Source organism: Streptomyces sp. NPDC054961 (genome assembly GCF_053609145.1).
This window is the reverse complement of record NZ_JBSGWY010000002.1, coordinates 84,581-110,587: the sequence shown is the minus strand read 5'-3', so window position 1 is coordinate 110,587 and position 26,007 is coordinate 84,581. Positions and strand designations below refer to the sequence as shown.

The window sequence follows — 26,007 nt, the reverse complement described above, 5'->3', positions numbered from 1 at the left end:
GGGGGGGGGTGGGCGTTTCGGGGTGCGCTCCCCGGTCAGGCCTACCGGTCAGACCCTGGAGTGGTTGGGGGGGGCCCCCCCCTCCCCCCCGCGGGGGGGGGGGCCCCCCCCGCCCCGCCCTGCTCAGTTGCCGTTGAAGTAGTCGGTGAGGACGCAGCCCTTCACGAGGCCCTCCGCCTTCACGTAGCCGCTGGGCGTGGTGAACTTCGGGTGGCAGTTCAGGATGAGGAGGCCGCCCGGCTTGCTCAGGGCGGCGATCGCGGACTTGCTGTCGGCCACGACGGCGAAGTCCTGGCCGATGAGGAACCCGCCCTTGAGGCCCGCGTCCGGGGACTCCTTGAGCTTCTGGTCGAGGTCGGCCTTGTAGGCGGCCTGGAAGACCTTGGCGTCCTTGTACAGGAAGATGCGGGTGCCGTGGCCGCAGTAGCCGTGTTCGGTGACGGACCACTTGGCGTCGTACTTCTTGTCGTCCGGGTCGGGGGACTCGTCGTCGGTGGGCTCGGTGGAGAGGGAGGCGCACCGGGTGTACCCGTTGACGAACCGGGCGGCGGCGGCCATCGTGCCCGCCTTGGGCAGCTGCTGGAAGGGCGTGCCGTCCTTGGGGGCGTTGCCGCTGACCCCGCCGTTCTTGGCGGGGTTCTCCAGCGTGCCGTCCATGCCGCTGCCGTCCCCGTCGCCGCTGCCGCCACCGGCGTTGGCGCCGCCGTTGGCGCCGCCGACCGCGCCGCGGCTGCCCGCGGCCGCCGGGTCGCCGTCACCGCTTCCGCAGGCGGTGAGGGCGAGCAGGGCCGTGACGGCCGTGGCAGTGGTGAGCAGTGCTCTGACGCGCATGGGCGGATGTCTCCCCGTTGAATGACCTTGAACGGCGGCGACTATAGGAGATGGGCATGTCCACGGCAAAAACCCTCGCGGGGCGAGGCGGTCGGCAGGCCGGGAAAAGTCACATGGGAAAGATTGAAAACGCCCAAAACGGACACGCCTTCGGTTTCCGCATATCGGAAGGTCATGTTCGGTACCTGGTGAAGCGAGACTGAATGCCGAGTGAACCTTTTATTGCCAGCTCGTGGAGTGCGTTGACCTCGGGTTTCAAAGGTCATCCGGGCTTGCCGTAAGCGGACTTAAGTCCTCCATATATGGAAAACGCAGCGTCTAACGTCCTTGTCCATGACACAGCTGGACGTTCGGGCCCCGGTCGGGGACACGGTAAGCGGCGCCGCCCCCGAGGGCGGCCCCGACGGTGACGTCCGCGGCAAGGGCCTGGGCAGAGGTTCCGTCGGCCTCGTGGGAAGCGCCGTCATCGGCATCTCCACCGTCGCCCCCGTCTACTGCCTGACCTCGACCCTCGGCTCCACCGCCGGTGAGGTCGGCGTCCAGATGCCGGCCGTCTTCCTGGCCGGCTTCCTCCCGATGCTGCTGGTCGCCTTCGCGTACCGCGAGCTCAACAAGGCCGTGCCGGACTGCGGCACCTCGTTCACCTGGACCGTCAAGGCCTTCGGCCCCCGGATCGGCTGGATGTGCGGATGGGGCCTGGTGATCGCCACGATCATCGTGCTCTCCAACCTGGCCGGCGTGGCCACCTCCTACTTCTGGCTGCTGGCCGGAGAGGTCACCGGCAACGGGGCGATCTCCGCCCTCGACGACAACAAACTCGTCCACATCGCCACCTGCCTCGCGCTCATCGCCGCCGCGACCGCCATCAGCTACCGCGGCATGACGGCCACCAAGGGCGTCCAGTACACGCTGGTCGGCCTCCAGCTCGCCGTCCTCGCCCTCTTCGTCGCGATGGCCTTCCAGAAGGGATCGGCCGGCACCTTCGACACCGGCCTGGACTTCTCCTGGCAGTGGATGAACCCCTTCGCGGTCGAGTCCATGGCGGCCTTCACCGCCGGACTCTCGCTCTCGATCTTCATGTACTGGGGCTGGGACGCCTGCCTGGCCACCAACGAGGAGACCACCGGCTCCGCGAAGACCCCGGGCCGCGCCTCGCTCATCGCGATGGTCGTCCTGGTCGGCTCCTACCTCGCCACCGGCATCGCCGCGCAGATGGCCGTCGGCTCCGGCACCGTCGGCTTCGGCCTCGGCAACCCGGAGACCTCCGGCAACGTCTTCGCCGCCCTCGCCGGCCCGGTGATGGGCCCGATGCTCGGCATCCTGCTCTTCGTCGCCGTCCTCGCCTCCGCCACGGCCTCCCTGCAGACCACCTTCATCCCGGTGGCCCGCACCGTCCTGGCCATGGCCACCTACGAGGCGCTGCCGTCCTCGTACGCCAAGGTCCACCCGAAGTTCAAGACCCCGGGCCGCGCCACCGTCATGGCGGGCGTCGCGACCGGCGGCTTCTACACCGTGATGACCCTGGTCAGCGAGAACGTCCTGACCGACACGATCTTCGCGCTCGGCCTGATGATCTGCTTCTACTACTCCCTCACGGCCTTCGCCTGCGCCTGGTTCTTCCGCGGCGACCTGCGCACGTCCGCCCGCGACCTGTTCTTCAAGGGCGTCTTCCCCGTCCTGGGAGGGCTGCTGCTCGCCACCGTCTTCTTCAAGACCCTGATCGACATGTGGAACCCGTCGTACGGCTCCGGCTCCACGGTCCTCGGCGTCGGCAGCGTCTTCGTCATCGGCGTCGGCCTGCTGGCCCTCGGCCTGGTCGTCATGCTCGTCACCGAACGCCGCAGCCCGGCCTTCTTCCGCGGCGAGGTCCTGACGAAGTCCACCCCGGCCCTGGTGGTCGAGGACTGACCCGTCCCGCCGAGTCCTCCCGCGGCCCCGGACCGATCCTCGGGTCCGGGGCCGCGGGCGTGGTCACCCGAGGGTGTACTGCTCGTCACCGAACTCGGCCACGATCTTCAGCTTGCCGCCGAGGGCGCGCACATAGGCGGCGAGCGTTTCCACCTCGCTGCGCTCCAGCTCGCCGCTCTCGATCCGGGACACGCGAGCCTGGGTGACCCCCATGGCTTCCGCCACCTGCACCTGGGTGGCGTGCTGAAGGGGAGGCTGCCCACGTTCTCCGATTCCCGGAACGGGTGGGGGCCGGGCGGTGACCGGGGTGGGGGCGGGGTCGTTCTGCACGGTATGAACGCCATCAAGCGCAGCCTTGCCGCCCTGGTCCTCTCCGGGGGCGCGGCCCTCGCCCTCACCCCCGCCGTCGCGCACGCCGCCGACGAGCCCGCCGTCCAGGGGCCCCCGATCACCCAGCGCGTCGGCGACATCGTCGACCACCCCGGCGGCGCGATCAAGGACGCCAAGACGGCCGTGGAGGTCACCGCCTCGGCCGCCGGGTCCGCGTCGAAGGCCACCGACGCCTCCCTCGGCGGGGCCGGCACGGCGCTGACCGCCGGACTGCCGAAGCCCCCGCAGGTGAAGGCCGGCTGAGCCGGCGCGCACCCGGCCGGCCACGGCCGCTCCACCTCCGCCGGGGACTGCCGGCAGGGCCGCGCCGTCGCCGGGGGCGCGGTCAGGCCGCCGTCACCCCCGCGTGCGCGCCGTGCACGGTCGGGGCCAGGGCCTCGTCCAGCACCGCCCGTGCGAAGTCCGCGTGCGTGATCCGGCCGCCGGCGTCGGCGGGGGCGAAGACGTAGCCGCCCCCGGACCCGCCGGTGGGCGCGTCCCCGCGCGTGTCCCCCGAACCGCCCCCGGCCTCGAGGGGCACGAAGTCCCCGGACGGGCTCAGCACCGCCCAGTCCAGCCCCCGCGGCGCGGCCGCCCGCAGGGCCTCGGTGCCGGCGCCGTGCCCGACGTAGAACTCCCGCCACTCCTGCGGATAGCCCGGCGTGTCCATCAGGAGCGCCCCGGACGCCGTGGGCAGGACCGAGGCCAGCCCCACCGACACGAAGCGGCGTACCCCGGCGCGGGCCAGGCCCGCCGCCAGGGCGCGCGCGGCCGCCGGGAAGAACTCACCGGGGACGGCCCCCATGTCGTACGCCGCCGCCACCGCCACGCCGTGCCCGGCGGCGAGCCGCGCCACGTCGGCCGCCGAGGTGATGTCCCCGTCGGCCCGCCCCGCCTCGGTAACCTCGTGGCCCCGGGCCCGCGCCTCGGCGACGACGGCCCGGCCGACGCGTCCCCGCGCGCCGAAGACGATGACCTTCTCGCGTTCCTGCTCGTGATGCGTCATGTCACGGAGCCTAGGGACAGGGGTGGTTACCGATCGGATACCGGCCTACGGTGTGGGTCGTGACGCAGACGAACCCGCCCCAGCCCCAGCCCCTGGACCCGGAGATGTTCGACCCCGTCTGCCCCTCGCGCCTGGTGCCCTTCCGGATCGGCGACAAGTGGGCCGCGCTGATCCTGCGTTGCCTCCAGGACGGCCCGCGCCGCTTCTCGGAACTCAAGGTCCCGCTGCGCGAGATCACCGCCAAGTCCCTGACGCAGTCCCTGCGCGCACTGGAACGCGACGGCTTCGTGGCGCGCACCGCGCACGAGGGCCCGCCGCGGCGCGTCGTGTACGCCCTCACCCCGCTCGGGCGCGGCCTGCTCGGGCCGCTCGACGCGGCCTGCGCATGGACGCGGGAGCACTGGGACGAACTGCTGGACGCGCAGGAGGCGGGCGCGGCGGGAGGGACGGTTCAGCCCCAGGTGCGGGAGCAGAGGACCAGGCGGTAGCCGTCCGGGTCGGCGACCGTGACCCCGTACGCGTCCCAGTACGGGTTGTGGGAGGCCACGCGGGTCCCGCCGTGCTCGACGAGCCGGGCCACGAGGGCCTCGTCGGGGGCCTCGCCGAGGTACACGACGAAGAGGTCGTCCACGGTGGGGGAGGGGGCCACGGGGTTCTCCGGGTCGTGGGTGAGCTCGAAGTGCCAGCCGCCGCCGGCGGGCCCGACCATCACGAGGTCGTGCTCCCCGGACACGCGCTCGGTGGTCCGCCACAGGACGTCGAGCCCGAGCCCTCCCACGTAGAACCGCTCGGCGGCGGCGAGGTCGAGGGAGGGCCGGGCGACACGGACGTGCGTCTGTGAGTCGATCATGGAGGAGAGGGTACGGCCGGTCCGCCGGTCCGTCAGAGGAGGGCGGACAGGTCGTAGGTCTTCAGCCGGTCGGGGTCGGTGATCACGTCGATGGCGACGATCCGGCCCCCGGTGACGGTGAAGGCCATCACCGACATCAGGCGGCCCTCGACGACGCACACCACCCCGGCGGCCCCGTTGACGAGCGCGGGGACGACGAAGGGGGCGAGGTTGCGGTAGAGGGACGCCTGCGAGGCCACGGTTACGGCGCCGCTCAGGACCACCGTCTGGCGGGCGCGCGCGACGCCGCCGTCGGAACGCAGGACGACGTCGGGGTGGAGCAGGGCGACGAGCGCGTCGAAGTCCCCGTTCCGGGTGGCCGAGAAGAACGCGCTCACGGCCTCGCGCTGCCGCGAGAGGTCCGGATCCGGCACCGGCGCCCTCCCCTGGACCCGGCGGCGCGCACGGCTGGCGAGCTGCCGGGTGGCCGCCGGCGTCTTGTCGAGCATCGGGGCGATCTCGTCGAAGGGGACGGCGAACATGTCGTGCAGGACGAACGCCAGCCGCTCGGCGGGCGCGAGGGATTCGAGGACCACCAGCAGCGCCAGGCCGACGGAGTCGGCCAGCAGGACCTCGTCCTGCGGGTCGATCGCGCCCTCCCGGCTCAGCACCGGGTCGGGCATCCGGACCGGGCCGTCCAGGCGGGCCTCCAGGGAGTCCTCGCGGCGCGTCTCCCGCGCGCGCAGCCCGTTCAGGCACAGCCGGGCCACCACGGTCGTCAGCCAGCCCCCGAGGTTCTCCACCTCGCTGACGTCGGTGCGGCTCAGCCGCAGCCAGCCCTCCTGGACGGCGTCCTCGGCCTCACCGATCGAGCCGAGCATCCGGTAGGCGACGGCACGGAGGTGGGAGCGGTGCTCCTCGAAGCGGGCGGCCAGCAGCTCTTGATCGTCCACGTCCCGGGTGTTCCTTCCTCAGCAGGTCCCAGAAGTAGATCACCGGACCGGCGGTGAACGAAGGCCTCACGGGGCGTTGTTGTGGGCGGCCGGCCATTCCGGGGGGCGTCGGTGCGGTGGTCCACGACCGGCCGGGTCAGTCCTTGCGTCCGGTCACGGCGACGGTCACGCCGAGCCCGATCATCGCGAGTCCGCCGGCCCCGCCGATCGCGGACAGCCGCCGGGGCGACCGCGAGAACCAGCTGCGGGCGGTCGCGGCGGCCATGCCCCAGGTGCTGTCGCAGACCACCGCGATGAGGTTGAAGACCAGGCCCAGGAGCAGCATCTGGGCCGCTACGTGGCCTTGGGAGCGGTCCACGAACTGCGGGAGGACGGCGGCGAAGAACACGATGGTCTTGGGGTTGGCGACGCCGACGGCGAAGCCCTCCCAGAGCGAGCGCCAGGTGCCGTACGCGGCCCCGCCCGCACCGAATTCCGCCTGGAGGGAGCGCCGCTGCCGCCACGCCTTGACCCCGAGGTGGACGAGGTACGCGGCGCCCGCGAGCTTGAGCGCGGTGAACACGACCACCGACCGCTCCACGACGGCGCCCACGCCGAAGGCCACGGCGATCACGAGCACGTAGGCGCCCAGCGTGTTCCCGGCCACCGTGGTCAGTACGGCCCCCCGCCCCTGGGACAGGGCGCGCCCGATGACGAAGAGCACGCTCGGCCCGGGGATCAGGATCAGCAGCAGCGACATCGCCGCGAAGGCGAACAGCCGGTCGGTGGAAACCATGCGGACCATCGTTCCGGACGGGGGGTGGGAGGGGAAGGGGATTTCGGGTGGGGGGCGTGGGGTGGCCGGGCGGGGGCGTTGACGGCTGGGCGGGGGTGGGACGCCCCCAGGGACTGTCAACGCCCCCGACAGGCCGCAGCTCAGGCCCCGGTGACCCCGCCCACGAACGCAGCCCAGGACCCGGGCGTCACCGCCATTTCCGGTCCGGCCGTCACCTTCGAATCCCGGATGTGGACGGAGTCGGCGCAGGCGGCCACCTCGACGCAGTCGTCGCCGTCGCCGCTGCTGTACGTCGACTTGTGCCAGGACAGGGCCACCTCGACGCAGCTGTCGCCCTGGCTGCCGCTGTAGCTGCTCTTGAACCACCGCAACTGGGAGTTGTTCACAGGGATCCTCGCATTCGCATCAACAGGCCCATGCCGTCGACAGGGTTGAGGGCCTGAATGCGAAGTTTGGCATACCGCTGGTGGAGGATGCCGACGTCTTTCTGGTTGGTGATCACCTGGCCTGACTGCTGCCCCTCTGCGTAGCCGAACCATTCGTTCTCGTCGGTTTCGAGCAGTTGGAAGGGGCCGTCCGTGCCCGCGTGCAGGGGCTGAATCGTCGGGATGATCTGGAGGTCCACATTGGGTAGTGCGGCGCACTCCAGTAGGTGGTCGATCAGCTCCCGCGTGACCTCAGGTCCGCCCGTCTGTCGTTCGATCACCACCTGGTCGATGATGAAACTGAAGGCGATGTACGGGGTTCGGTGCAGGAGCTTCTGTCGGTTCAGGCGATCCCTGACCCGCGCTTCCACCTCCTCGGGGGTCGCCAGCGGCGGCACGTTCTCGATGAGCGCCCGCATGTACGACTCCGGCTGCAGCAGCCCCGGGATCACCCTGCACTCGTACGTGTTCAGCGTGATCGAGGTGTCTTCCAGCTCCGCCCAGCGCCGGAACCACGACGCCAGTCCCCGCCTCCGTTGCAGCTGCTTCGCCGCGATTTTGAGGACGCCGAAGGCGTCCAAGGCCTCCTCCGCCCGGTCGACGAATCGCGTGGACGGATGTCGTCGGCCCTGTTCGACTGAGCCGATGTACTGGACGGAGTAGCGGATCAGAGGATGTAGCTGCTCCTGGGTCAGGCCGGCGCGTTTGCGAAACGCCTTGACCGTCTGACCGAAGCTCACCAGGTCGCCGTCAGGTTCCTTCTCTTTGGCGCCGTTGTCATCGACTTGCACGCTCGTCATCACGGTCACCTCCCCGCGAACATCCTCACGTTCGGTGACCGACACTGTCCAGAAGGTGAACTCGTACAGTTGAAAAGTAGCGGTTGCCTTGCTGGGGAAGACCCCTCCCCACACGGGACGTTGCTCCCATGACCGCACCCTCGGAGTCCCCCCAAGCCCTCGCACGCGTGTTCACGCAGCGTTTCACCTCCACCCACCGCGGCGCGCGCCTCGCCCGCCAGCTCAGCCTCGTAGAGCTGCACGCGTGGGGCGTCCCCGACCGCACCGGGCTGTCCGAGGACGCCGGGCTCCTCGTTGCCGAGCTCGCCACCAATGCCGTCACCCACGGGCACGTCCCCGGGCGGGACTTCGAGCTCCGGATGACGCTCTTCCCCGCGCCCGGGGCCCTGCGGATCGAGGTGTCCGACGCCCGTCGGGACCGGCGGCCGGTCGTGCGGCCGCGTTCGTACCAGGCCGGGGGTGGCTACGGCATGCGGATCGTCGACGCCGTCGCCGCCGACTGGGGGGTCATGGACCGGGTGATCGGGAAGACGGTCTGGGCGGAGCTCAGGGTGTAGCCGGGTGGGTGTCCCGCCAGCGGGGGAGCCGGTCGTCCGGCGTGGCCGGACTGGCGAAGTGGAACGGGACCCCCAGGTGGGCCGCCAGCGCGGTGCCCGCGCGGGTGGCCGCGGCGGCGTGCGGGTTCAGGGGGCCGGGGCCGGCGCCTTCCGCTTCGAGGGCGCGGGCGCCGGTACCCCAGAAGACCGTGGCCAGTTCGTGGTCCCCGGGCGGGTCTTCGGTGACGGCCAGGAGCCGGACGAACCAGTCGTGCACGGTGTCCCCGTCCCAGACGGCCTCGACCGCCACCACGCGCGCCGGGAGGCCCGAGGTGATGGCGGCGAGGGATTCCAGATCGAGCGGGGAGTCGGGGGTGCGGGCCACGCGGTCGCCGAAGTGCGCGTACCGGGCGGCGACCAGGTCCTTGGCCACGCGCAGACCCACCCCCCGGGCGCGGCCGGCCTCCCAGACGGTGTGGACGGCGTACATCAGCCGGTCCTGGAGGACGTACCCGTCGACCTGCCGGCGGATGCCCTCGGGGAGTCGCTCCCACGTCTCGTCCGTCATGCGGAGGCCTCCGGCACGAAGATGCTGACGCGGTACGCGGTCGGAAACTCCAGACGGCCGCAGAACGTGTCCAGGCGCACCTGGCTCGCGTCGGTCCCCTCGGCGGAGAGGCGCTGGACGTACGCCTTCAGCTCCGCCCCGTCCTCCGTGGTGAACAGCGGCTCCCAGTGGCCCGGGACGGCCGTCCGGGCCCGCTCCCGGTCCCTGCTGCGCTTGCGCTTGCGCTGTCCCGGCATGAGGTCATTCTCGGGGCGCGCGCGAGGCCTTGGCCAACGGGTTTCGCGGCGCGGGTGCGTGCCCGCTACCGGGAGGACCGCCACGGCGGGCCGTGCCGCCGACGGTGTTCCTCCAGGAGGTCCTGATCCGAGCGCCGCCGCAGTCCGGCGGTGAGCAGGGTGCCGCCGACCAGGAGGAACAGCCCGCCCGTGATGCCCAGGCCGAGGGGGTCGAGGGAGCGGTCGTCCTCGGCCTCGATCCAGGGCGACAGGGCGCCGAGCGGATCCTTGTAGAGGACGACGCGCTGTTCCGCGGTGAAGTCCTCGGAGCAGTTCTGCCGGTTGGCGAGCTCGCTGACCTCGCCCTCGTCGTCGATCACGTGGCAGAAGGCCTCGCCCTTCTTCGCGGCGCCCGCGGGGCTCCCGGTCCGTACGACCACGGCGCCGACGCGTTCGCCGAGGAGCTTCGCGTACGACTCGTACAGGTTCGGCCCGGCGAAGAGGGCGAGGGCCATGACGCCGAAGCCGACGATCACCGCGGCGCCGCTGCGGTGCCAGTTCGAGCCCGCCACGATCGCGCCGAGGGCGGAGGCGGCGAGCACGAGGGCCACACCGGCGTACAGCCCGCCGTACGGATACTGGGCGACAAAGCCGGCCACCGTGGCCGCGCCCGGGACGAGCAGGGCCCAGAAGAGGGAATTGCGGGAGGTGCGGGCCGGCTTGTGGCCCGTCCGGGCTGGGAGCGTCGGCGGGGCCGCCTGGGTGGGCAGGGCCGCCTGGGTCGGGAGGGCCGGCGGGGCCGTCCGGGGCATCTGGTTCTTTCGCGCCGCTCTCATGCCTGTTCCCCCCGAACCCGCCGCGTGATGTCCGCGATCACCCTACGGGGGTGCCCGCACCGCCCCCGGAGCCGGCGGCGCACGTCGGCCGGGCCATGGGACCCGCCCCGCCCCGCCCCGGCGCGGCCGGCCCGCAGGACGCGCAGCAGCAGGGCGGCGGCGAGGGGGGCGAGGAATCAGGTGGCTCCCGGACTCCAGAGGCTCAGAGGTACTGCGCGAGGCCGTCCAGGACGCGGAGGATCTCCGGCTCGGTCCCGGAGGGGAGCTGGAGGACGACCTCCTCGATGCCCAGGTCCGCGTAGTGGCCCATCTTCCCGGGGGTGGGCTGGACCGCGTACGGGACCACCTGGAGCGACTTCGGGTCGCGGCCGGCGGCTTCCCAGACCTGGCGCAGGACCGGGAGGGACTCCGTCAGACCGCCGCCGCCGATCGGGAGCCAGCCGTCGGTGTGGTCGGCGATGGCCGCGAAGAGCTTCGGGCCGGCCTGGCCGCCGATCAGGGTGCGGGGGCCGTACAGGGGGATGCCCGGGGCGAGTTCGCGGGGGGCCTGGGCGGGCTTGGGGTGCGCCGCGCTGGCCTGGACCGAGGAGAACTGGCCGACGTACGCGGTGGGTTCGGGAGACCACAGGGCGCGCATCAGGGCCATGCGGTCGCGGACCAGTTCGCGGCGGGTGCGCCACTCGACTCCGTGGTCGGCGGCCTCCTCCACGTTCCAGCCGTAGCCGATGCCGAGGGTGAAACGGCCGCCGGACAGGTGGTCCAGCGTGGCGATCTTCTTCGCGAGGTCGATCGGGTCGTGCTGGGCCACGAGGGTGATGCCGGTGCCGAGCCGGAGCGTCTCGGTGACGGCGGAGGCCTGGCCGAGGGCCACGAAGGGGTCCAGGGTGCGGCCGTACATCTCGGGGAGCTCGCCGCCCATGGGCGCGGGCGTGACGCGGTCGGCCGGGATGTGGGTGTGCTCCGGGAGGTAGAGGCCGGAGAACCCGCGTTCCTCGAGGGCACGGGCGAGGCGTACGGGAGAGATGGTGCGGTCGGTGAGGAAGACGGTCGTGGCGATCCGCATGTGCGCTGGCACCTCCGTGACGTGGGAGGGCCAAGGTACGGCTTCGCGTGCGAGGAGGGCAGGGGCGCGAGTCGGCCATGTCGTGGCGCTCGCCGGGGTGGCCGGGGCGGCTGCGCGGCTGGGCGGTTGGGTGGCCGGGCAGGTGGGTGGGTGTGCGGCCGTGCGGCCGTGTCGTGTGCGGGGGCCGGGTTCGTACGGGCGGCGGTGCCGGTCAGCCGCGCGGGTAGCGGGTCAGCCAGCCGGAGGACGGCAGGGACGGGCCGTGGAGGGCGGGGCCCTGGGTCATCTCCAGGGCGAAGTCGTCGGCGAGTTCCAGGATCGTGGCGCGGCCCTCGAGCTCCGCGAGCCAGCTCGCCGGGAGGGCGGTCTCGCCGTGCTGGGCGCCGAGCAGCGCCCCGCACAGGGCGCCGGCGGCCGTGGAGTCTCCGCCGTGGTTCACGGCGAGGCGCAGGCCGTGGGCCACGTTCTCGGCGACGAGGGCGCAGTACACGGCGATGGCGAGGACGTCCTCGGCGCTGTGACCGGCGCGGTCGGTGTGGTCTGCGTGACCGGTGTGGCCTGCGTGGCCCTCGTGGTCGTGGCCGGGGGACAGCTCCTCGACCGTCCGCGCGGACGGGACTCCGAGGGTGACGGCCGCGAGCGCGCGCTGCAGGGCGTCGGTGACGGGCTGGTGGCCGGGGCGGGCGCCGAGCAGGCCGAGCGCGCGCTGGACGGCGGAGTCGAGGGACTCGCCGCGGGTCAGGCCGTGGACGATGACGGCGAAGGCGCCGGCCGCGAGGTACGCGGTCGGGTGCCCGTGGCTCTGCGCGGCGCACTCGACGGAGAGCTGGAGGACGAGCGCGGACTCCCAGCCGACCAGCAGGCCGAAGGGCGCGGAGCGGGCGGCGGCGGCCGCGTCCCGGGCGGCGGGGTTCTTCGGCTGGTCCAGGGTGCCGAGGAGGGCGTCGGCGAAGCCGGTCAGGCAGGCGCGGGCGGGGTCGCGGCGGGTGTAGAGCCACTCCTGCCGCGCGAGCCAGCCGTTGTCCTCGCGGCGTTCGTCGGGGCCCCAGTCGTACTGGGTGGCGGCCCAGCGGAGGTACGCGCGGTGGACGTCGGTCGGCGGGTGCCAGGCGCCGGTGTCCCTGCGGACGTGGGCGCGGATGAGCCCGTCGACGGTGAAGAGGGTGAGCTGGGTGGCGGCGGTTATCGCACCCTTCCCCTGGCCGGGGGTCGCGTGGGTCCGGGCCCGGCCGCCGCCCGGGGCGTGGCCGGGGGGCAGCTGCGGGGCCGGGGTCGGGGCGGGTTCCGTCAGGCCGGCCGGGCCGTGGGCCTCGTGGATGGCGTCGAGGGTGAGGGCGCCCACCGGGGCGCCGAGGGCGTCGCCGATGGCGGAACCGAGGAGCGCTCCTCGGACGCGGCTGCGGAAGTCCTGCTGCTCGGCGCGGCCCCACAGGCCGGTGGTGACGGCGGTGCGGCCGCTGAGGGTGTCACCGGCGGTGGGGCCGGTGGCGGGGCCGAGGCCGGTGTGTGGGGTGGGGGGATGGGCCGTGCCGGCCGGGCTCTGCTGCTTCCCGGACGTTTCCGTCGCCGTGTCCATGTCGATCCCCCCGGGCTGCGCGCGCGTGCGCTCGCGTGCGCCTGCGTGCTCTGGCGGGCACTGTAGTGGACAGGATCGGTCGGGTCCGGAAGTAGTCGGTCATGCGGGGGGTGTCCGGGGCGGGAACGGCTGGTTTCGATCGGTCCCCTGCGGGGCCCTGGCCGGGTGGGGGTGCGGGTGTGGGTCGCTGCGCGGTGCTCTCCCCGACCCGCCCTTCCACCGTTCCCCGGGCCGGCCCGGACCCGCTCCCCGCTCCCGGTTCGGGCGAGGCGCCGCTGCCGGGGTCCGGGGTGGAGCCCCGGGGGGGGCGGGGTCTGGCTGGAATCGTGACCCGCCGGACAGGCGACTGGCACGTTTTGCCATCCGCCTTGCCGGTGGCCTGTTTCGGCCATGCCGTGTTCACCTTGCGTTGTTCGGGGGCCAACAGCCTCGGGGGCATGAACAAGGCACTGCTCGCCGCGACCGTCGTCGCCACCACGCTCACCCTCGCCGTCGTCGTGGCCCCCGCCGCCTCCGCGGAGTCGGCTTCCGCCGACTCCGGCTGGGACCTCCACTGGGGCGGCCGCCACGGCCACCGGTCCTCCATCCCGTTCACCGAGGCCACCGTCACCGCCGGCGCCGACGGTGCGTTCACGCTGAAGTGGAGCGCCAAGGGGACCGCGCGCGTCGCGATCAAGGCGAACGGCAAGGTCGTCGCCAAGGGCGGTGCGCGGGGCCAGGCCGTCGTCAAGGGGCTGCCCGCCGCCGACCGGCAGTGGTTCGACTTCGAGCCCGAGCGCGGCGAGGGCCTGCGCCTGGCCGACCGGCTGGTCAAGCTGGAGGGCACCGCCAACTTCCGTGACGCGGGCGGCTACCGCACCACCACCGGCCAGTGGGTCAAGATGGGCGAGATCTACCGCTCCGACGCCCTCGACAAGCTGACCGGCAACGACCTCGCCAAGCTCCAGCGCCTGCGCGTCAAGACGGTCTTCGACCTCCGGATGGAGAGCGAGCGGACCAAGGACGCCGACAAGGTTCCGGCGGGCGCCACGTACGTCGTCGCGGACGTCTTCGCGGGCTCGCCCTCCTTCCAGGCCATGCCGACCTCACCCGAGGCCGCCGTCAAGGCCATGGTCGACGCCGAGAAGTCCATGGTCAGCGGGGACGGCGGCAAGAAGGCCTACACCCGGGTCTTCGAGGGCGTCGAGCGCGACCGTGACCGCGCCGTCCTCTTCCACTGCACCGCGGGCAAGGACCGCACGGGCTGGGCGAACGCCTCGCTGCTGACGGCCCTCGGCGTGCCGGACGAGACCGTGATGGCCGACTACCTGGCCAGCAACGACTACCGCAAGGCCGCCAACGACGCGATCCTCTCGCACCTCCCCGCCGCCCAGGCCGCCGTCTACAAGCCGATGCTCGACGTCCGCCCGGAGTACCTCAACGCCGGCTACGACGAGGTCAAGGCCACGTACGGCACCTTCGACCGCTACCTGAAGAACGGCCTCGGCATCGACGCCCGCGAGCTGCGCGAGCTGAAGGACGACCTCCTCGTCGGCTGACCGGAGCGCGGTTCGGACGAAGGGCCCGGGCGGGTGTGATCCCCGCCCGGGCCCCCTCGCGTACCCGGACCCGGACCCGTACCAGTGGCGGGGCCCGTACCCGTCAGTCCAGGACCGGGAGGAGCTCCGGCAGGTGGCCGTCCGAGGCGCGGGCCGCGGCCTGGCGTTCCTCGGGGACCTCGCCGTAGAGGGTCGTACGGGCCTTCGCCGGGCGGCCCGCCGCCTCCGCGACCGCGATCAGGTCCTGGACGGACTTGTACGAGCCGTAACTCGAACCCGCCATCCGCGAGATGGTCTCCTCCATGAGGGTGCCGCCCAGGTCGTTCGCCCCCGAGCGGAGCATCTCGGCGGCGCCCTCCGAGCCCAGCTTCACCCAGCTGGTCTGGATGTTGGTGATGTGCGGGTGGAGCAGGATCCGCGCCATCGCCGTCACCGCACGGTTGTCGCGCACCGTCGGGCCCGGACGGGCGATGCCCGCCAGGTACACGGGGGCGTTGGTGTGGATGAAGGGCAGCGTCACGAACTCCGTGAAGCCCAGGACCCCCTTGGCCCGCGCGGACTCCTGCATGCGGGCCAGCGTGCGGAAGTGGCCGAGCCAGTGCCGGGGCTGGTCGACGTGCCCGTACATCATCGTGGAGGAGGAGCGGATGCCGAGCTCGTGGGCGGTGGACACCACGTCGATCCAGTCCGCCGTGGGCAGCTTCCCCTTGGTGAGGACCCAGCGGACCTCGTCGTCCAGGATCTCCGCCGCCGTGCCCGGGATGGAGTCCAGGCCGGCCTCCTTGGCCGCCGTCAGCCAGTCGCGCACCGACATGCCGGTGCGCGTCGCGCCGTTGACCACCTCCATGGGGGAGAAGGCGTGCACGTGCATCCCGGGCACCCGGGCCTTCACCGCCCGCGCGATGTCGAAGTAGGCCGTCCCGGGCAGGTCCGGGTGGATCCCGCCCTGCATGCACACCTCGACCGCGCCCACGTCCCAGGCCTGGGCGGCCCGGTCGGCGACCTGGTCGAGGGAGAGCGTGTACGCGTCGGCGTCCGTGCGGCGCTGCGCGAAGGCGCAGAAGCGGCAGCCGGTGTAACAGACGTTGGTGAAGTTGATGTTGCGGGTCACGATGTACGTGACCTCGTCGCCCACCACCGACTTGCGCAGGTCGTCCGCGATCCGGCAGAGCGCGTCCAGCGCCGGGCCGTCCGCGTGCAGCAGGGCGAGGGCCTGGTCGTCGGTGAGCCGGGTCGGGTCGTCCGCGGCCTGCGCGAGCGCCGCCCGTACGTCCGTGTCGATGCGCTCGGGCAGCATCCCCGGGGCCGCCGCCTCGCGCAGGGCCTCCCAGTCGCCGTAGACGTGGTCGAAGTCCTCGCGGCGGTCCCCGGTACGGCCCCGCGTGTCGATCGTGGCGTGCAGATCGGTACGGCCGGACGCCGTGAAGCCCTCGTCCGGTTCCTGCCACGGCCGGCCCTCGACGGTCGCGGACTCGTCCGCGAGGCCCGTCCCCGCGTCGGCCAGCGCCCGTACGTGCGGCAGCAGCCGGGGATCGAGCCACGGCTCGCCGCGCTGAAGGAACTCCGGGTAGATGGTGAGGCGTTCGCGCAGCTCGAAGCCGGCGGCGGCGGTGCGCTCGGCCAGCTCGTCGATGTGCGGCCACGGACGCTCGGGGTTGACGTGGTCGGGAGTGAGCGGGGAGACCCCGCCCCAGTCGTCGATGCCGGCGCCGATGAGCAGCGCGTACTCGGCGTCGGCGAGGTTCGGCGGGGCCTGGATGCGGGCGGACGGGCCGAGGATGAGGCGGGCCACCGCGATGGCCGCCGCCAGCTCCTCCAGCTCGGCGTCGGGCATCCCGCGCATGGCCGTGTCCGGCTTGGCGCGGAAGTTCTGGACGATGAACTCCTGGATGCCGTGGTAGCTGCGCTGGATCCGGCGGAGCTCGAAGAAGGCGTCCGCGCGCTCCTCGAAGGTCTCGCCGATGCCGATCAGCACCCCGGTGGTGAAGGGGACGTTGGAGCGGCCCGCGTCCTCGAGGGCGCGCAGCCGGACGGCCGGGTCCTTGTCGGGGGAGCCGTGGTGGGGGCCGCCGGGCTCGGACCACAGGCGGGTGGCCGTGGTCTCCAGCATCATGCCCATCGACGGCGCGACCGGCTTGAGGCGCTGGAGCTCGGACCAGGTCATGACGCCGGGGTTGAGGTGGGGGAGGAGACCGGTCTCCTCCAGCACGCGGATGGCCATGGCGCGGACGTAGGCGAGGGTGTCGTCGTAGCCGTGCGCGTCGAGCCACTCGCGGGCCTCGGGCCAGCGGTCCTCGGGCCGGTCGCCGAGCGTGAACAGGGCTTCCTTGCAGCCGAGGGCCGCGCCCTGGCGGGCGATGTCGAGGACCTCGTCGGGAGACAGGTACATCCCGTGACCGGCCCGGCGGAGCTTGCCGGGGACGGTGACGAAGGTGCAGTAGTGGCACTTGTCGCGGCACAGCCGGGTGAGGGGGATGAAGACCTTGCGCGAGTAGGTGATGACGCCGGGCCGGCCGGCGGCTTCGAGTCCGGAGTCCCGTACGCGGGCGGCGGAGGCGGCGAGGTCCCTCAGGGCCTCGCCGCGCGCTCGCAGGAGTACGGCCGCCTCGGTCGCGTCGAGCGCGACGCCGTCGCGGGCGCGGCGGAGCGCGCGGCGCATCGAGTTCTCGGTCGGAGCGTCACTCGGAGTGGTCATGCGCCGAGCATACGATCCGCTCGGACGGGGGCGGGCGGCCTCATCGCATCAGCTCACCGGCGTTGACCAGCAGGGACTGGCCGGTTATCGCCCGTGCCCGGTCGGAGGCGAGGAAGGCGGCGGCGTCGGCGACGTCCCCGTCGGTGGCCAGGTCGGGCAGCGCCATGCGGTCGGTGAGCCGGGCGTGGACCTCGGCTTCGGGGACGCCTTCGGTGTGCGCCGTGAAGGTGACGAACGCCTGGACCGGGGGGCCCCACATCCAGCCGGGGAGCACGGTGTTCACGCGGATGCGGTGGGGGCCGAGCTCGCGGGCCATGGAGTACATGGCGGAGGTCAGGGCGCCCTTGGAGGCGGCGTAGGCGGCCTGCTGCACCTCGTTGGGGGAGGCGATGGCGGACTGGGTGCCGATGATGACGACGGAGCCACCGGTCCGCTTGAGCGCGGGCAGGCAGGCGCGGGTCATCCGCAGCGTGCCCAGCAGGTTCACGTCGAGGATCTGCTGCCAGGTGCCGAAGTCGGCGTCCTCGAGGCCGCCGAAGTAGGAGTCCCAGGCGGCGACGTGGACGACGGCGTCGACGCCGCCGAAGCGTTCGACGGCCAGGGCCGCGAGGGCCTCGCACTGGCGCTCGTCCGAGATGTCGGTCGGCCGGTACGCGGTGTGCGCGCCGTCGGGGTCGATCTCGGCGGCGGACTTGGCGAGGTTGGCCTCGGTCCGCGCGCCGAGCACGGCGTTGCCGCCGTCGCGGACGACGGTGGCGGCGACCTGGTGGCCGAGTCCGGCGCCTACGCCGGAGACGATGACGGTCTTCCCTTGCAGCAGCGGCATGGGGCGGGCTCCTGGGTGACGAGGCGTGGGCCTGCATCTGACGGGGCGTCAGGCTACGGCGCGGGGCGCGGGGAGGGAAGGGGTGCGCTCGCGCGACCGGGGCGCCGTGCCGCGTCCCTCGCCCCTACCCGCGCCGCACCCCTGCCGTGCCGCGCCCCTGCTCTCCCGGCGCCTCTGCCGTGCCGCGCCTCTGCTCTCCCGGCGCCTCTGCCGCGCCCCCGCCCTGCCCGTGCCGCCCCGCCCGGCAGGGCTACGCGCCCGCCAGGCGGCGCAGGCCCTCCTCGATCTCCTCCGCCGTGTGCGTCGTGAACGACAGGCGCAGCGTGCGGGGGTCCGGGGGGCCCGCGAAGAAGGGGGCTCCGGGCACGAAGGCGACGCCCCGGGCGGCCGCCTCGCGGAACAGGGCGGTCGCGTCGTGGCCCTCGGGGAGGCGGGCCCAGACGAACATGCCGCCCTCCGGACGGTTCCACGTGGAACCCGCCGGGAGCGCCGCGCCGAGGCCCGCCAGGAGCGCGTCCCGGCGGATCCGGTAGGCGTCGCGGACCGTGGCCACGTGGGCGTCCAGGTCCACCGTCCGCAGGTACTCCGCCGTCGCCAGCTGGTCCACCGTCGAGGTGTGCAGGTCCGCCGCCTGCTTGGCGAGCACCGCCGCGCGCAGCAGCGCCGCCGGCGCGCGCAGCCAGCCCAGGCGGAGCCCCGGGGCCATGACCTTAGAGAAGCTGCCGAGCAGCGCCGTACGGTCCTCAGCGCCCGGGTGGGCGGCGAGCCAGGGGAGCGCGCGGCCCTCGTAGCGCAGGTCCCCGTACGGGTCGTCCTCCAGGAGCCACAGTCCGAGGCGGGCCGCGATCTCCGCGACGGCCGCCCGGCGGGCGGCGGGCAGGGTGCGGCCGGTCGGGTTCTGGAAGGTGGGGACGGTGTAGAGCAGCTTGGGGCGTTCGCGCGCGACGATCTCCTCCAGCGCGTCCGGGAGGATGCCCTCGTCGTCGCACGGCACCGGTATCAGCCGGGCGCCGGCCAGCGCGAACCCCTGGAGCGCGGCCAGATAGGTGGGGTCCTCGACCAGGACCGCGTCGCCCGGCTCGATCAGCGCGGTCGTGATCAGGGCGAGCCCCTGCTGGGAGCCGGTGGTGATGAGGACGTCGTCCGCGCCGGTGGGCAGCCCGCGCCCGTCGAGCCGCGCCGCCACCGCCGCGCGCAGCTCGGGGGCGCCCTCGGTGGTCGAGTACTGGAGCGCGCGCCCGGCGGAGTGCGCGAAGGCGGTGTCGTACGCGGCGCGCAGCCCCTCGGTGTCGAAGAGCTCGGGCGCGGGCAGGCCGCCGGCGAAGGAGATCGTGCCGGGCCGGGAGGTGACGGCGAGGATCTCGCGGATGGCGGAGGGCTTCGTCGTGCGGACGCGGTCCGCGAGGGCGGGCGTCGGGGCGACCGCGAGGGCGGGTGCGAGGGCGGGCGCGGCGAGGGTGGAGGAGGGCGGGGCGGCGGGCACGGGAGCTCCTTCGCGGGGGTGCGCGGGTCGGGCGCGCGGGTGGGGTGCGCGCATCGTAGCCGCCATGAATGTGTACCCGCCATCTATGTATCGGATCGTGAACTCCCTTACGGAGGCTCCCCATCTGACGTGCTATCAGCTAGACCGGTCCCCATGACAGCAGACGAGCGCACCACCCGCGTCGACGACTACGCCGAGCTCGCCTCGGTCGGCCCCTACGGAGTCCACCCCGGCCACGCGCTGATCACCATGGTCGAACCGCACCCGGGGCACGAGTTCGCGTACAACCGCTGGTACGAGGACGACCACTACTACGCCGGAGCCATGGCCATGCCGTGGATGTACGCCGGCCGCCGCTGGGTCGCCACCCGCGAACTCCAGGAGCTGCGCTATCCGGAGAAGTCGGCCGTCGCCCAGCCCGTCACGGCCGGGTGCTACCTCTCCACGTACTGGGTCACCGAGGGCCGCTACGACGAGCACATGAAGTGGACCGTCGGCATCAACAAGCGCCTCAACCGGGACGGCCGCGTCTATCAGGACCGCACGCACGTCTTCACGGCGTTCCAGGACCACGAGGCCACCGTCTACCGCGACGGCGCCGCCGGCCCCCGCGACTTCCACGCCCTCGACCACCCCTACGGCGGGCTGGTGCTCCAGGTCGTCGACGCCGACGGTCCCGGGCGGCGGGGCGAACTGCTCGAGTGGCTGCGGGCGAGGGCACTGCCCGAGCGGCTGGCCGGATCCCCGGCCGCCATGGTCACGGTCTTCCGGCCGACGCCGCTGCCGGGTGACCGGATGACGTACGTGAAGCAGGTGGAGGGGGTCGATACCCGGCTGACCCTGCTGTGGTTCCTGGAAGCCGATCCGCGCGCCTGCTGGGACCGGTTCCAGGGGCTCGACGCGGAGGTCGCGGAGACGGGGCTGGGGCGGGTGGAGCTGGTGGCTCCGTTCATCCCGACGGTGCCGGGGACCGACCGGTACGTCGATCAGCTGAGGTAGCCCGGCAGGCGCGTACGGGGCTTCGTGGGCCTCGTACGGGGCCTCGTGCGGGTCCTCGTACGGGGCCTCGTACGGACATGGCCGAGCCCCCTCGGCCAGGACGGCGGGCCGGTCGAGAGGGCTCCAGACGGTGGTGCGGTGGTGCTGGTGGCGCTGTTCCTGCGTCGGCCGGCCGGGATGTTCGCCTCGGTGTTCAGCCGAGGCGCCCCAGCCGGCCCTCGGTCACATCGGCGACGAACGAGGTCCAGGAGCCGGGCGCGAAGGTGAGGGACGGACCGTCCTGCACCTTCGAGTCACGGACCGCGACGGCCTCCACGAGGGGGGACCTGACCTCGACGCAAGCGCCGTTGGCGGAGTACGAGGACTTGGTCCAGATGTCCGTTGCGCCCTGACGAATAGCCATGTGTTTCTCCGGTTCAGCGAGTGGTTCCGGTGTCTCGCCGGCCATCCCTCCGACCGACGTGATCGACGCTACCCGCAGCGCTCCGACAGCGAGGGCGGCGTTCACCCGACCGAGTGGCATATTCCATTCAGGCCTTCTGTGGCCGGGGAGTGACGGTGTACCGTACCGGCCTTCCGCGGAACGGAGTCCGTTTCCGCCTACTTTGCCTTGCCGGCGAACTCCTCGATGATCTCCGAGATGAACAGCCTGGTCTGGTCCACATTGAGCGCCTGCGCCCGCAGGTGTTCGTACATCACGCTGTATTTCTGGACGTCATTGGCCTTTTCCAGGTACAGATCGCTCGTCACGCCCTCGATGTAGACGACGGTCGAGTCGGAGGCGTCCGGGAACTCCAAGATGGCGTACTGGCCGTTGACGCCCGGGTGCGCCCCCATGGAGAACGGCATCACCTGCACCGTCACGTGCGGCTTCTCCGACTGCTCTATCAGGTACTCCAGCTGCCGGATCATCAGCTGGGCGTCGCCCACGTGCCGCTGCAGGGCCGCCTGGTCGATGACCGCCCACAACCGCAGCGGCCCGAGCTCGGGGTTGTTGTTGTCGGTCTCGGAGAGCCGCTTCTGGCGGTGCATCCGGACCTGGACCCGCTTGTCCACGTCGGTCGGAGCGGTCTCCGGCCACGCGCCGCGGACGAGTGCCTGGGCGTACTCCGGGGTCTGGAGCAGGCCCGGGATCACCAGGGGTTCGTAGGTGCGCAGGCTGGCCGCGTCCGTTTCCAGGCCGATGTAGACGCTGTACGGGATGTCGCCGAAGGCGTGCCACCAGCCCTGCTGGCGGGAGTCCTTGGCCATCTGCATGAGGGAGTCGACGAGCCGCCGGTCCTCGACCTCGTAGACGTCGCACAGGTCGCGGACGTCGCGCTGGCTGATGGAACGGCGGCCGTTCTCCAGCCGGCTGATCTTCGACTGGGAGACGAGCAGGCGCTCGGCGACCTGCTCGGCCGTCATGCCCTTGTCCTCGCGGAGCTTGCGCAACTCCATGCCCAGTCGGCGGCGTCGGACGGTGGGATTGACATTGGACGCCACGTGAACGGCACCTCCGCCTTCTTCTGTCGCTGTCTCTCTGCGTGTCTGATGGTGAGCAGACTGCCACCGAAGCATGCGGCCCCGCTGGGGAACGGTCCGGAACGGGCCCCGGAGGGTTCTCGGACCGGGGCGCACACGCGAACGCGCGGGGCGGCGGGGGGGGGGCGGGGGGGGGGGGCGGGGGGGCCGCGCCGCCCGGGGCCGCCCGCCCCCGCGCGCGCCCCCGGGGGGGGGGGGGGCGCGGGCCCCGCCCCCCCGGGGGGGGGGGGGGGGCGGGCCGCGCCCCCCCCCCCCCCCCCCGCGCGTCGGCGGCTTCCGGACCGGGCCCTGGGGACGCCGGTCACGGTGGTGGCATTACGCGTGCTGCGTGCTGCGTGCTGTGGTGCTGTGTGTCCCGCCGGTGGATCAGTGCGCGGCCGCGCGGGCCATCGCACCCGTCCGGCGCGGCTGCAGCGGAACGGCTGCCGTCGCGGTCCGGGCGGCCGGCTGGGCCGGTGCTCGGTCGCGGCGTGGCTGTGCCGCCACACCGTTCTGGACGTCCATGACGGCGTGTGCCACCAGACCGCCCATCGGGTCGTGCCGGATCAGATCCCGCAGCCGGGATCGTGACGACCGCCCCTCGTTGCCGGGGTACAGGTGCTTGCCGAGTCCGACCGCGTGGGCCAGTGCGGCAAGCGCCGCGGTCCGCGGGTCCGGCGGTACACCGGTGCGGATCGCACTGTCCAGCCGGGCACGGATCTCCCGGCTGATCGCCGTGTCGGTCGCTTGGTAGCGAGTCGTCGGCAGCACCCCGCACATCTGGCCCGCGACGGCACTGACCATGCCGCAGCGCTCCAAGTGAGCGAGGTACACCTGGCGGAGCCCCAGCCGGGGCCCGCCGATCCAGTGGACGGCCCGAACCGGGCTGCCACGCCTGCGCAGCAGCTCCAGTGCGGAGTCCAGAGTCGGATCTCCTGTCGGCCGTGGCATCACCACGGCGATACGATCCCCATCAGGGGCTATCCGTCCTGCCAGAGCCAGCTCCACTAGCTGTGCCCCGGCCAGGCCGAGGTCGAGCGTCTGCGGCTGCGCCGTGGTGCCCGTGGTCGGGTCCAAGGCGAGCAGCAGAAGCTCCTCCGGAATTGTTCTGCGGCTCCTGCCCATCCATGCCTCCCCGCGTGGATGAGTGACAGGGTGACGCCTCTCACATTCATCTGTCGAGAGCGCCTGACCGCTTTGCGGGGGAACCATCAGCTATGTCGTTCTCGTCTAGCACGGGGGCGATGCCCCCTAGACGGGACACTGTTAGACATTCGGACAGCCGGACGTGGTGGCGATCGAGGAGGAACTGGTGGCGGGCGAGTCCCCCGACAAGTCGGTTGATGAAGGAACGTCGGGGGCGACGGAGTCCTCGGAGGGGCGCGACCCGAGGGCGGCGGTGTTCCGGCCGCGCGATCCCGAAGACGGGTCCGGCGGGTCCTCCGGTTCCGCGGTGCGCGACCGCGATCCGCTGAGGGAGGCGGTCGCGGCCTGGGTCGCCTCCGCGGAGCCCTCCGCGAGCACGCCGGGCGAGGTCGCCCCGGGCGGGAAGACCGAGATCTTCGAGGCCCTGCCCGAGGACGCGCCGGCTGCCGCCCGGAGGCCTGACGGGGAGGGCGGCGGGAGCGCGGCTGCCGAGCGCGAGGCCGAGCGCGAGGCCGAGCGCGAGGCCGAGGCCACGGCCGGAGCCACGGCCGCAGCCACGGCCGGAGCCGAGGCCGGAGCTGGCGCGGGAGCCGGTACCGGTGGCTCGAAGGGCCGTTCGGGCGCCTCCGTCGAGCCTTCGGCCGGTCCGGCCGCCGAGCCGACCTCGCGGCCGGCTGCCGAGCGCACCGCCGAGTCCGCCGAGTCCGCCAAGTCCGTTAAGTCCGCAGAGTCCGCCGACAGCGACCGTACGGCCGTGTTCCGGGTGTCGACCCCTCCGGCCGACGCCGCTGACGAGCCTGCCGCCACTGATTCCGCTTCGGCTTCCGGCCGTGCTTCCGGGGCTGCCTCCGCCGCCGGGTCGGGCGGCCCGGAAAAAGATTCCGTTTCTGCGCGGGCGGACGCCGCCGGCACCTCGGACGCGCCCGCCGCGGGATCCGCGTCCGCCTCGGCCGTGAGCGAGCGCACGACCGCGTTCCGGGCCGTGAAGCCCTCGACTCCGGCCGCCCCCGCAGCCCCCGCCGAGCCGTCCGCGCCCGCCGACAGCGAGCGCACGGCCGTGTTCCGTGCGGTGAAGCCCGGCTCCACCGGGGATTCCGCTTCGGCTGGCGCGCCCGTGGACAGCGAGCGCACCGCCGTGTTCCGTGCGGTGAAGCCGCCCGTTCCGGTCGAGCCGGTCAAGCCCGCCGAGCCGGCCGTGCCCGCCGAGCCCGTGGACAGCGAGCGCACCGCCGTGTTCCGTGCGGTGAAGCCGCCCGTTCCGGTCGAGCCGGTCAAGCCTGCCAAGTCCGCCGAGCCCGCCGGGTCGTCCGCGCCCGCCGAGCCCGTCGACAGCGAGCGCACCGCCGTGTTCCGGGCCCTCAAGCCCGGATCGCCCCGGCCCGGGACCTCCGAGGAGGTGCCGCCCGGCGCCGCCGGCGGTGAGCGCGCGAGCACCTTCGTACCGCTGCGGACCGATGACGCGTCCGCCCGCCCCGTCGCCAGCCGGCTGCCCGGGACGGAGGCCGCGCCCGGGACCGGGACCGGGGCCGGTGCCCCGAAGTCCACCCCGGCCGCCGTGCCGGCTCCGGCTCCGGCTCCGAAGGCCACCCCGGCCCCGGCGTCCACCCCCGCGTCGAAGCCCCCGAGGCCCACCCCGGCCTCCCTGCAGTCGCCCGAGCGGACCACGCAGCAGCCGCTGCCGCCCAAGCCGCCGCTCGACATGCTCGCGGACCTCACCAACAACCCGCCCCCGCCGCCGAGCCCGATGCGCACCGCGGTGCGCCGGTTCAAGATCTACGCGCCGGTCGTCGCGCTCCTGGCCGTCGTCCTCGCCGTCGTGCAGCTGGTGCGACCGCTGCCCGAGCCGGTGCTGAAGATGACCGCGAAGGGCTCGTACTCCTTCGACGGAGCGGCCCCGTCCCTGCCGTGGCCGAAGGAGGGCCAGGCCTTCATGGCCGCGGCCGGCCTCGGCCCCGTCGGGACCTTCGGGGAGCAGAAGCCCGTGGCGATCGGCAGTGTCGCGAAGGCGATGACGGCGTACGTCATCCTCAAGGACTTCCCCCTCAAGAAGGGGGAAAAGGGCCCGATGATCCCGATCGACAAGACCGCGGTCGAGGACGGCAAGAAGGAGACCGAGGGCGAGTCCACGGTCAGCACGCTGAAGGAGGGCGACAAGATCTCCGAGTACGACGCCCTCGCCGCGATCATGATCCCGTCCGCCAACAACGTGGCGCGGCTGCTCGCGCGCTGGGACGCCGCCGGCGCCGGCCAGGAGGCGTTCGTCAAGAAGATGAACGACGCCGCCAAGGACCTCGGCATGACCAACACGACGTACACGGACCCCTCGGGTCTGGACGCGACGACGGTCAGCACCGCCGAGGACCAGGTCAAGCTCGGCCTCAAGATCGTCGAGATGCCCGAGCTGATCGCCATCACCAAGCTGCCGAGCTGGACCGACCCCTACGGCAAGCAGTGGCGGAACTACAACACCCTCATCCCGTTCAACGGCTCGGTCGGCATCAAGACCGGCTCCACCACCAAGGCCGGCGGCAACCTGCTCTTCGCCGCCGAGAAGAAGGTCGGCCAGACCAACCAGCTGATCGTCGGCGCGGTGCTCGGCCAGCACGGCGTGCCCATCCTCGACACGGCCATCTCGGCGAGCAAGGACGTCATGCTCGCCACGCAGAAGATGCTGACGGCCGCGACGGTGGTCAAGAAGGGTGAAGTCGTCGGCTACGTGGACGACGGACTCGGCGGCCGCGTCCCGGTGGTGGCCACGGCCGACGTGGAAGCGGTCGGCTGGCCGACGCTGACCGTCGCCGTCAAGCTGGGTGACGGTGCGGCGAAGATGCCGCAGACCGCGAAGGCGGGCTCGGAGATCGGCATGCTGACGGTCGGCGAGGGCGCCAGCCAGGTGAAGGTGCCGGTGGCGCTGCAGCGCGACCTGGCGGCCCCCGGCATCGCCGAGAAGCTGACGCGCATCGGCTGACCGCTCCACCGTCGGGTGTGAGCGCGGACGGACGGTCCGGGGGGCCCCGCGCGACCCCCCGGGGGCGCCCCGCGGGGGGGGGGGGGGGGTGTGGGGGGCCCCCCCCGGGGGGGCGCGCGGCGCGGCGAGCGGGGGGGGGGGAGGACGCACCCGCGGGAT

The 26,007-nt window shown here is 73.0% G+C and carries 25 protein-coding genes and 1 pseudogene; 7 read left to right on the top strand and 19 right to left on the bottom strand.

The window, feature by feature from the left end:
• Nucleotides 1–123: 123 nt before the first annotated feature.
• Nucleotides 124–831, bottom strand: a complete 708-nt coding sequence (locus ACWF9Z_RS02685; RefSeq protein WP_453596707.1) for a hypothetical protein — start codon at nucleotides 829–831, stop codon at nucleotides 124–126.
• Nucleotides 832–1,164: 333 nt separating this feature from the next.
• Here ACWF9Z_RS02685 and ACWF9Z_RS02680 point away from each other — a divergent pair, with 333 nt between their 5' ends.
• Complete coding sequence (locus tag ACWF9Z_RS02680; protein ID WP_453596705.1) at nucleotides 1,165–2,739, top strand: APC family permease; 1,575 nt, start codon at nucleotides 1,165–1,167, stop codon at nucleotides 2,737–2,739.
• A 63-nt stretch (nucleotides 2,740–2,802) separates the two neighbouring features.
• Here ACWF9Z_RS02680 and ACWF9Z_RS02675 read toward each other — a convergent pair.
• A pseudogene (locus ACWF9Z_RS02675) lies at nucleotides 2,803–2,985 on the bottom strand (helix-turn-helix domain-containing protein); the annotation flags it as partial.
• 87 nt (nucleotides 2,986–3,072) lie between these two features.
• On the opposite strand from ACWF9Z_RS02675, the gene ACWF9Z_RS02670 reads away from it, so the two are divergent.
• Nucleotides 3,073–3,372 (top strand): hypothetical protein, encoded by a 300-nt coding sequence (locus ACWF9Z_RS02670; protein WP_356650386.1) that lies wholly within the window; start codon nucleotides 3,073–3,075, stop codon nucleotides 3,370–3,372.
• A gap of 82 nt (nucleotides 3,373–3,454) precedes the next feature.
• Here the strand turns inward: ACWF9Z_RS02670 and ACWF9Z_RS02665 are convergent, their stop codons facing one another.
• Complete coding sequence (locus ACWF9Z_RS02665) at nucleotides 3,455–4,114, bottom strand: NAD(P)-dependent oxidoreductase (RefSeq protein ID WP_453596703.1); 660 nt, start codon at nucleotides 4,112–4,114, stop codon at nucleotides 3,455–3,457.
• A gap of 104 nt (nucleotides 4,115–4,218) precedes the next feature.
• On the opposite strand from ACWF9Z_RS02665, the gene ACWF9Z_RS02660 reads away from it, so the two are divergent.
• Nucleotides 4,219–4,602, top strand: a complete 384-nt coding sequence (locus tag ACWF9Z_RS02660; RefSeq protein ID WP_453597197.1) for a winged helix-turn-helix transcriptional regulator — start codon at nucleotides 4,219–4,221, stop codon at nucleotides 4,600–4,602.
• Here ACWF9Z_RS02660 and ACWF9Z_RS02655 read toward each other — a convergent pair.
• The 5 genes from ACWF9Z_RS02655 to ACWF9Z_RS02635 all read right to left on the bottom strand — a co-directional run bounded on the left by ACWF9Z_RS02655 (nucleotide 4,566) and on the right by ACWF9Z_RS02635 (nucleotide 7,941).
• On the bottom strand, nucleotides 4,566–4,964 hold the full coding sequence (locus ACWF9Z_RS02655) for a VOC family protein (RefSeq protein WP_453596701.1): 399 nt from the start codon (nucleotides 4,962–4,964) through the stop codon (nucleotides 4,566–4,568). The two genes, ACWF9Z_RS02660 and ACWF9Z_RS02655, sit on opposite strands and share 37 nt — an antisense overlap.
• Nucleotides 4,965–4,996: 32 nt before the next feature.
• A complete protein-coding gene (locus ACWF9Z_RS02650; protein WP_453596699.1) occupies nucleotides 4,997–5,896 on the bottom strand; it encodes a sigma-70 family RNA polymerase sigma factor in 900 nt (299 codons plus the stop codon).
• Nucleotides 5,897–6,032: 136 nt separating this feature from the next.
• A complete protein-coding gene (locus tag ACWF9Z_RS02645; protein WP_453596697.1) occupies nucleotides 6,033–6,671 on the bottom strand; it encodes a LysE family translocator in 639 nt (212 codons plus the stop codon).
• Between the two features lie 140 nt (nucleotides 6,672–6,811).
• Nucleotides 6,812–7,057, bottom strand: coding sequence for a DUF397 domain-containing protein (locus tag ACWF9Z_RS02640; RefSeq protein WP_453596695.1), 246 nt, complete (start codon nucleotides 7,055–7,057; stop codon nucleotides 6,812–6,814).
• A complete protein-coding gene (locus tag ACWF9Z_RS02635) occupies nucleotides 7,054–7,941 on the bottom strand; it encodes a helix-turn-helix domain-containing protein (RefSeq protein ID WP_453596693.1) in 888 nt (295 codons plus the stop codon). Before ACWF9Z_RS02635 ends, ACWF9Z_RS02640 begins: the two co-directional genes overlap by 4 nt.
• Before the next feature lie 83 nt (nucleotides 7,942–8,024).
• On the opposite strand from ACWF9Z_RS02635, the gene ACWF9Z_RS02630 reads away from it, so the two are divergent.
• Nucleotides 8,025–8,453 (top strand): ATP-binding protein, encoded by a 429-nt coding sequence (locus ACWF9Z_RS02630; RefSeq protein ID WP_453596691.1) that lies wholly within the window; start codon nucleotides 8,025–8,027, stop codon nucleotides 8,451–8,453.
• Here ACWF9Z_RS02630 and ACWF9Z_RS02625 read toward each other — a convergent pair.
• The 5 genes from ACWF9Z_RS02625 to ACWF9Z_RS02605 all read right to left on the bottom strand — a co-directional run bounded on the left by ACWF9Z_RS02625 (nucleotide 8,443) and on the right by ACWF9Z_RS02605 (nucleotide 12,546).
• Entirely contained in the window at nucleotides 8,443–9,000 is a 558-nt protein-coding gene (locus ACWF9Z_RS02625; protein ID WP_453596689.1) for a hypothetical protein, read from the bottom strand. The genes ACWF9Z_RS02630 and ACWF9Z_RS02625 overlap by 11 nt on opposite strands.
• Entirely contained in the window at nucleotides 8,997–9,236 is a 240-nt protein-coding gene (locus tag ACWF9Z_RS02620; protein WP_453596687.1) for a hypothetical protein, read from the bottom strand. The genes ACWF9Z_RS02625 and ACWF9Z_RS02620 overlap by 4 nt, the downstream gene beginning before the upstream one ends.
• A 65-nt stretch (nucleotides 9,237–9,301) precedes the next feature.
• On the bottom strand, nucleotides 9,302–10,051 hold the full coding sequence (locus tag ACWF9Z_RS02615) for a hypothetical protein (RefSeq protein ID WP_453596685.1): 750 nt from the start codon (nucleotides 10,049–10,051) through the stop codon (nucleotides 9,302–9,304).
• Between the two features lie 202 nt (nucleotides 10,052–10,253).
• On the bottom strand, nucleotides 10,254–11,114 hold the full coding sequence (locus ACWF9Z_RS02610) for an LLM class F420-dependent oxidoreductase (RefSeq protein ID WP_453596683.1): 861 nt from the start codon (nucleotides 11,112–11,114) through the stop codon (nucleotides 10,254–10,256).
• A gap of 211 nt (nucleotides 11,115–11,325) precedes the next feature.
• The gene (locus ACWF9Z_RS02605) at nucleotides 11,326–12,546 is read right to left on the bottom strand and encodes an ADP-ribosylglycohydrolase family protein (protein ID WP_453597195.1); all 1,221 of its coding nucleotides are present in this window, start codon (nucleotides 12,544–12,546) and stop codon (nucleotides 11,326–11,328) included.
• A gap of 581 nt (nucleotides 12,547–13,127) precedes the next feature.
• Here ACWF9Z_RS02605 and ACWF9Z_RS02600 point away from each other — a divergent pair.
• Complete coding sequence (locus tag ACWF9Z_RS02600) at nucleotides 13,128–14,228, top strand: tyrosine-protein phosphatase (RefSeq protein WP_453596681.1); 1,101 nt, start codon at nucleotides 13,128–13,130, stop codon at nucleotides 14,226–14,228.
• A gap of 103 nt (nucleotides 14,229–14,331) precedes the next feature.
• On the opposite strand, the gene ACWF9Z_RS02595 is transcribed toward ACWF9Z_RS02600, so the two are convergent.
• The 3 genes from ACWF9Z_RS02595 to ACWF9Z_RS02585 form a co-directional block, all read right to left on the bottom strand.
• The gene (locus tag ACWF9Z_RS02595; protein WP_453596679.1) at nucleotides 14,332–16,923 is read right to left on the bottom strand and encodes a bifunctional FO biosynthesis protein CofGH; all 2,592 of its coding nucleotides are present in this window, start codon (nucleotides 16,921–16,923) and stop codon (nucleotides 14,332–14,334) included.
• Between the two features lie 40 nt (nucleotides 16,924–16,963).
• Entirely contained in the window at nucleotides 16,964–17,749 is a 786-nt protein-coding gene (locus tag ACWF9Z_RS02590; RefSeq protein WP_453596677.1) for an SDR family oxidoreductase, read from the bottom strand.
• A 250-nt stretch (nucleotides 17,750–17,999) separates the two neighbouring features.
• Nucleotides 18,000–19,232 (bottom strand): aminotransferase-like domain-containing protein, encoded by a 1,233-nt coding sequence (locus tag ACWF9Z_RS02585; protein WP_453596675.1) that lies wholly within the window; start codon nucleotides 19,230–19,232, stop codon nucleotides 18,000–18,002.
• A 153-nt stretch (nucleotides 19,233–19,385) separates the two neighbouring features.
• On the opposite strand from ACWF9Z_RS02585, the gene ACWF9Z_RS02580 reads away from it, so the two are divergent.
• A complete protein-coding gene (locus ACWF9Z_RS02580) occupies nucleotides 19,386–20,231 on the top strand; it encodes a hypothetical protein (protein WP_453596673.1) in 846 nt (281 codons plus the stop codon).
• A 193-nt stretch (nucleotides 20,232–20,424) separates the two neighbouring features.
• Here ACWF9Z_RS02580 and ACWF9Z_RS02575 read toward each other — a convergent pair whose 3' ends face one another.
• The 3 genes from ACWF9Z_RS02575 to ACWF9Z_RS02565 all read right to left on the bottom strand — a co-directional run bounded on the left by ACWF9Z_RS02575 (nucleotide 20,425) and on the right by ACWF9Z_RS02565 (nucleotide 22,859).
• Complete coding sequence (locus tag ACWF9Z_RS02575; RefSeq protein ID WP_453596671.1) at nucleotides 20,425–20,634, bottom strand: DUF397 domain-containing protein; 210 nt, start codon at nucleotides 20,632–20,634, stop codon at nucleotides 20,425–20,427.
• 197 nt (nucleotides 20,635–20,831) lie between these two features.
• Nucleotides 20,832–21,716 carry a helix-turn-helix domain-containing protein gene (locus ACWF9Z_RS02570; RefSeq protein ID WP_453596669.1) on the bottom strand — a complete coding sequence of 295 codons (885 nt, stop codon included), beginning with the start codon at nucleotides 21,714–21,716 and terminating at the stop codon, nucleotides 20,832–20,834.
• Nucleotides 21,717–22,121: 405 nt separating this feature from the next.
• Nucleotides 22,122–22,859: a GOLPH3/VPS74 family protein gene (locus tag ACWF9Z_RS02565; RefSeq protein WP_356655092.1), complete on the bottom strand. Its 738-nt coding sequence runs from the start codon at nucleotides 22,857–22,859 to the stop codon at nucleotides 22,122–22,124.
• 163 nt (nucleotides 22,860–23,022) lie between these two features.
• Between ACWF9Z_RS02565 and ACWF9Z_RS02560 the strand changes: the two genes are divergently transcribed.
• On the top strand, nucleotides 23,023–25,848 hold the full coding sequence (locus ACWF9Z_RS02560) for a hypothetical protein (RefSeq protein WP_453596666.1): 2,826 nt from the start codon (nucleotides 23,023–23,025) through the stop codon (nucleotides 25,846–25,848).
• The last annotated feature ends 159 nt before the right edge of the window (nucleotides 25,849–26,007 follow it).